Below are 5,758 nucleotides of genomic sequence, written 5' to 3'. Positions count from 1 at the left end.
ACCGCAACCGGCAGCTGGATACCCTGCGCGAACTGGTCGGCACCGCCCGGCACGCGCACTGGCTGAATCCGGAACCCCAGAACCTGTGGGGGACAGGCGATTCAGCGGCACGCGACTACGGTTCGGTGATCGAGATGCACGAATGCCGATCAGCTCGGCAGCTGACCGAGGTGGTCTCCCGACTGTTGCCCGTCTGAAGGAGCTGACGATGAGTGTCGACGTCCTGGCTTACTGCCTGGCCAAACCGGGCGCCTGGGAGGACGAGCCGTGGGAGGGCGACACCGTCGCCAAGGTCGGCGACAAAGTCTTCGCGTTCCTCGGCGCGGGCACGTCGATCGGGCTCAAGTGCGGGCGTGACCGCACCGAAGCCGACGAGCTGGTCGACATCTACCCCGACGACGTCACCGTGTCGGCCTACATCGGCCGCTACGGCTGGAACAGCATCCGCGTCGGTGGCGCGGTGCCGGACGACGAACTACGCGAACTGATCGACGCCTCCTACGACGCGGTCGTCGCCAAGCTCCCGAAGTCGAAGCGCCCCACCGCCTGAGTACTTCAGCCGACGTTAAGCGGCTCACATGGCACGGCTACCAAGATCACGCCCATGCTGGCAGGGGCGTCGCGCGACGACGAGCGATCCGATCGACGGATATCGGATGCAGTGGTGGTTCTGCCGGGCTGTGCGCTCGCGCGGTCGGCGAGCTCCGCCCGGTGAACGATGCGTTCGCGAACGAGAACGATTCGCTTCGAGAAGAAGAACCTCACCTTCCGCCGGCCGGTGGCCTCGAGGTGGGTTCGGTCGGCGCAGGGCAGGCCACGGTGCTCGCGGCAGGTTCGTTCGGTGCGGATGCCGGTCCGCTGGCGCCGGGTTCAGGGGCTCGGGCGGCGCGGCGACTGGCCGGTATCGCCGCCGCTCGGCTGGCAGACGCTCCCGCGGCAGCGGAGGAGCAGCTGCGTCGGGCGCTGGTTGTCGGCGCGGGTGAGCTGGCCGGGCGCGAACTCGCCGCGATGCGCACGCAGCTGGTGACCGCGGTCGCCGCCCAGCCGGGCCGTGACCGCGACGTAGCCCGCGCCGCCGCCTCGGCCGCTGCCTGTTGGCAGCCGATCTCGTGTGCGGACGCGGTCCACCTGTGGCTGGTCGCGGGTCGTGCCTGGCATCGTGCGGGTCGGCACGGCGAAGCGGTGGTCGCCTTCGACCGCCCACTGCTCACCGGCCCTGTCGGCTACCCACCTGCCGAGCTCGCGCTGGTACGTGCCCAGTTCGCCGAATCGCTGAACCACGTCGGTCGCTACCGCCAGGCCGCCTGGCAGTTCACCGAGGCGGCACGGCTGATCGGCGGTATGCCCTCGTTGCGCCGCCGCCATGCCGATCTGGTCTGGTCGGCCGCGGTCGCCCGGGAGTGCTGTGGACAGGAGACCGAGGCGCTCGGCGGCTACCTGCGCGCCGCGGGCCTGTGGGGCGAACAGGACAAGATCGTGCCGCGGGCCCGCTGCCTGCGTGCCGCCGCCTGGTTGCAACTGCGCGGACCGCAGGGGCGTGTGCGTGGGCCTTGGTGGGTAACGATCGACGTGTTGTTGACCGAGTTGGACCGCCGGGTAGCCGCCGAGCCGGCCGCACACCTCGTCGAGGAGCTGAAACGCACCCGTGCCCAGTTCGCGCAGATGTGCGCGCAGGCGTCGGGACCTCGCGAGCGTCGCGATGGCGCGGAGTAGTCCGGTCCGCCTCGATCCCATGGGCCGGATTAAGCTCAGACCTCATGCACGAAACAGCTCGGCCGCGCCGCAAGCTCGGCGTCATGGGCGGCACCTTCGACCCGATCCACCACGGCCACCTGGTCGCGGCGAGCGAGGTCGCGAACCGGTTCGAGCTCGACGAAGTGATCTTCGTGCCGACCGGCCAGCCGTGGCAGAAGGTCAACAAGCAGGTCAGCCCCGCCGAGGATCGCTATTTGATGACGGTCATCGCCACCGCGTCCAACCCGAGGTTTTCCGTCAGCCGGGCCGACATCGAACGCAACAAGGTCACCTACACGGTGGACACCCTGCGCGAGATGCAAAACGCGCATCCCGACGCGGAGCTGTACTTCATCACCGGTGCGGACGCGCTGGCCAACATCCTGACATGGCAGGATTGGACCGAACTGTTCGAACTGGCGAAGTTCGTCGGGGTGAGCCGACCGGGTTACGAACTGAACACCGATCATCTCGAGGAGCATTTGCGGGACCTTCCCGCCGACGCCGTGACGATGGTCGAGATCCCCGCGCTGGCCATCTCGTCGAGCGAATGCCGCCGCCGCGCCGCGGAGGGTCGGCCGGTCTGGTACCTCGTCCCCGACGGCGTGGTGCAGTACATATCGAAGCGGCACCTCTACGTGCCCGCAGGAACGGAAGGTAGCTGACGTTGAGCCACATGAGCGAGGGTCTGACCCCGCAGGAGGAGACCGTATGAGTGCCTCTACCGAAGCGATCGAGATGGCCACGGTCGCCGCACTCGCCGCCGACGACAAGCTGGCCACCGATGTCGTCGTCCTCGACGTCTCCGAGCAGCTGGTGATCACCGACTGCTTCGTCATCGCGTCGGCGCCCAACGAGCGCCAGGTCAACGCGATCGTCGACAACATCGAGGACAAGCTGCGCGAAGCCGGCCACAAGCCGGTCCGTCGCGAAGGCACCCGTGAGGGTCGCTGGGCGCTGCTCGACTACGTCGATATCGTCGTGCACGTCCAGCACAACGACGAGCGCAACTTCTACGCACTCGAGCGCCTGTGGCGTGACTGCCCGGCGGTTCCCGTCGAAGGCATCGCCGCACTCCCGACTCCGGCCGCGGACGACGACGCGCAGGTAGAGGGAATCAACGAGTGAGCAAGTACGCCCATGTGCGCAACCTGATCCTGTTGCGGCACGGGCAGACCGAATGGAACGCGGCCGACCGGATGCAGGGTCAGATCGACACCGATCTCACCGAACTCGGTCGCCAGCAGGCCAAAGAGGCCGCGCGCGAACTGGGTTCACGCAACGCCATCGCGATCCACGCCTCCGATCTGCGTCGCGCCAAGGAAACCGCGCAGGCACTCGGTGACATCAGCGATCTGCCTGTCATCACCGATCCGCGGCTGCGCGAAACCAACCTGGGCGACTGGGAAGGCCTGACCCACCTCGAAGTCGACGCCGATTACCCCGGCGCGCGCGTGCAGTGGCGTCTCGATGCGACCTACACACCGCCCGGCGGCGAGAGCAAGCTCGAGGTGGGTGCCCGGTCCCTGCCTGTGGTGCGCGAACTGTACAACGAGCGGCAGGATTGGCCCGGTCGGACTATCATCCTGGTTGCGCACGGCGGGCTGATCGCTGCTCTGACGGCCGCGTTGCTGGAACTGCCACCGGAGAACTGGCCTGCCCTGGGTGGGCTGGCCAATACCAGCTGGGTGCAGCTTTCCAGCCACGGCCCGGACATCGATCGACCCGGCTGGCGCCTCGATGTGTGGAACGCAGCGGCGAAGGTAGCTCCCGATGTCCAATGAAGAGCCCGACCGATCAGTACCTGATGAGATGTTCCAGCAGGTGACGGCCAAAGCCGGACGGCAATTGCCGGACGCGCTATTCGGTCCGCCACCCGCTCGGCCCGCGCGCGCAGAGCGTGAGGAGCCGATCCGTTCGGTACCGGATGAGCTCTTCAAGCAGGTCACCGCACGCAGCGCGCGATCGCTGCCCGATGCCCTGTTCGGCCCGGTGCCCCCGCCGGTCGTCGCAGAACCCGAGCCGGTCGACTCGGCGGCAGACGTCGTCGAGTCCGGCTCGGGGACAGCAGATTCAGGGTCCCCGACCGCCGATGTTTCCCCAGACGGCAGTGTCGACGGCGATAGTGCGGTGACCTCGATCGGTGACGATGCCGAGGCCGCACGCGGCGCTGTCGACGTCGCATCCAGTTCCGCTGTGCAGGAAGCGGACAGCGAGACTTCCGGTGCCACGGCATCGGTGGATGTTGTCGCAGATGACGGTTCGACAGACGAACTCGGCGATGCGGATTCCGGTGCTGCACAGACCGTTACCGCCCAGTCCACTGCGGATATCGCCGCCGCTGCGGATGCGGTATCGGCTGCCGGCAGTGAGAAGTCCACGGAGCCGTTCGTCGATGACCCGGCAGTCGCCGAGTCGATCGTGGATGCCGCCGGATCTACGGATACGGCTGCGCCGAAACCACTCCGGCCGGAGGCGACCGATCCGGTTCAGGTCGATGCCGCTACCTCGTCCGAAGTTTCTTCGGCTGAGGTGGCGACCGCCGTCGAAACCGGTACTGCTGATGCGCAGGTCGATCCTCCCGCCGCACTTCCGGACGTGGACCTCGATATCGCGGACAGCTTGCTGACATCCTCGGCAACCCCTGTCGCGGATCCCGTGGTCGAGGTGTCCGCGAAACCTGCTGTCTCGCCCGGTGAATCGGGCGCTGCGGAGATCTCCGGTTCGCTGCTCGTCGAGGAAGTCGTGTCGCCCAGGCCGGTCGAGTCGGCAGCACCGCGTCCAGTGCTGCTCGTGATCGCCGACTCGCTCGCCTACTACGGGCCGAAGGGCGGGCTGCCTGCCGATGATCCACGGATCTGGCCGAATATGGTTGCCGCGGAACTGGATTGGGACGTCGAACTGATCGCCCGGATCGGCTGGACCTGTCGCGATGCCTACTGGGCGCTGATCGGAGATCCGCGCGTGTGGGCCGCGGTGCCGCGCGCCGGGGCGGTCGTATTCGCCGTCGGAGGCATGGACACGTTGCCGTCCCCGCTGCCCACCGCGCTGCGAGAGATGATTCGCTATATCCGTCCGCCGCGTCTGCGCCGTGGCGTGCGGGCGTCCTACAACTGGTTGCAGCCGAAGCTGTCGAAACTCGGTCGCCCGGTTGCCCTTCCGCCCAAGGTGAGCGTGGACTACCTGGAGCAGTCGCGGACCGCGCTGAATCATCTGCGTCCGGAGCTGCCTGTCGTGGCGGTGCTGCCGTCGGTCCACAAGTGCGACGCCTACGGGCGGGTCCACCGGGGCAGGGCGCGGGCGGTCAAGGCATTGCAGGCGTGGTCGGGCCGTACGTCGGTGCCGCTCGTCGACCTCGGCGAGGCCGTGCGCGACGACATCGAGTCGGGATCGGCGAACCCGGATGGCATCCACTGGGGCTGGGCCGGGCACGCGGCGGTGGCGACGGCGATGACGAAGGCGCTGCAGGAGGTCCGGTAGTCCGTGGCCGTTGTGGTGGTGACCGATTCGGCGGCGGGGTTGTCCGCCGATCTCGTCGCCGAGCTCGGCATCGAAGTGGTGCCCTTGCATGTGCTCGTCGGTGAGCACGAGATCCGGGAAGGCGTCGACCCGATCGAGATCGACTACACCGCCGACTCGGTCACCACGTCGGCCGCCTCGCCCGGAGAACTGCGCGAAGCCTACGAACGAGCGCTGAGCCTCAGCGACGGCGACGGTGTCGTGGCCGTCCATCTGTCGCGCCGATTGTCGGCGACGTGGGAGTCGGGCCGCCAGGCGGTGCGCGACATGGGCGCCGAAGATCGTGTGCGCGTTGTCGATTCGCTCGGGGCAGGCCTGGCGACCGGTCTGCCCGTGCTGGCCGCCGCGCGTAAGGCGAGGGCAGGCGAGGCGTTGAACGATGTCTACGAGCGCGCAGTGTCGGCCGCGACCCGTTCGCGCACGTTCATCCTGGTCAACCGCACCGAGCAACTCCGCAAGGGTGGCAGGCTGAGCAGCGCCGCAGCGTTCTTCGGCAGTGAACTGG

8 protein-coding genes are annotated in these 5,758 nt (G+C 68.0%); all 8 read left to right on the top strand.

The window, feature by feature from the left end:
* Positions 1-197: VWA domain-containing protein (locus ACFWF3_RS21695; RefSeq protein ID WP_379315041.1), on the top strand; the 197-nt coding region annotated here is incomplete at its 5' end.
* 11 nt (positions 198-208) lie between these two features.
* The gene (locus tag ACFWF3_RS21690; protein WP_358071889.1) at positions 209-550 is read left to right on the top strand and encodes an MmcQ/YjbR family DNA-binding protein; all 342 of its coding nucleotides are present in this window, start codon (positions 209-211) and stop codon (positions 548-550) included.
* Positions 551-789: 239 nt separating this feature from the next.
* On the top strand, positions 790-1,713 hold the full coding sequence (locus ACFWF3_RS21685) for a hypothetical protein (protein WP_379315040.1): 924 nt from the start codon (positions 790-792) through the stop codon (positions 1,711-1,713).
* Positions 1,714-1,757: 44 nt separating this feature from the next.
* Positions 1,758-2,399: a nicotinate-nucleotide adenylyltransferase gene (nadD, locus tag ACFWF3_RS21680; protein ID WP_101463962.1), complete on the top strand. Its 642-nt coding sequence runs from the start codon at positions 1,758-1,760 to the stop codon at positions 2,397-2,399.
* Between the two features lie 46 nt (positions 2,400-2,445).
* On the top strand, positions 2,446-2,862 hold the full coding sequence (rsfS, locus tag ACFWF3_RS21675) for a ribosome silencing factor (RefSeq protein WP_056821472.1): 417 nt from the start codon (positions 2,446-2,448) through the stop codon (positions 2,860-2,862).
* The gene (locus tag ACFWF3_RS21670) at positions 2,859-3,518 is read left to right on the top strand and encodes a histidine phosphatase family protein (protein ID WP_101463961.1); all 660 of its coding nucleotides are present in this window, start codon (positions 2,859-2,861) and stop codon (positions 3,516-3,518) included. The genes rsfS and ACFWF3_RS21670 overlap by 4 nt, the downstream gene beginning before the upstream one ends.
* Entirely contained in the window at positions 3,508-5,214 is a 1,707-nt protein-coding gene (gene octT / locus ACFWF3_RS21665; RefSeq protein ID WP_379315039.1) for a diglucosylglycerate octanoyltransferase, read from the top strand. Before ACFWF3_RS21670 ends, octT begins: the two co-directional genes overlap by 11 nt.
* A gap of 3 nt (positions 5,215-5,217) precedes the next feature.
* Positions 5,218-5,758 (top strand): DegV family protein (locus ACFWF3_RS21660; protein ID WP_379315038.1); only part of this gene is annotated, 541 nt, incomplete at its 3' end.

Source organism: Nocardia sp. NPDC060220 (assembly GCF_042727815.1).
Taxonomy (GTDB): domain Bacteria; phylum Actinomycetota; class Actinomycetes; order Mycobacteriales; family Mycobacteriaceae; genus Nocardia.
This window is presented reverse-complemented; position numbering and strand designations above follow the sequence as displayed.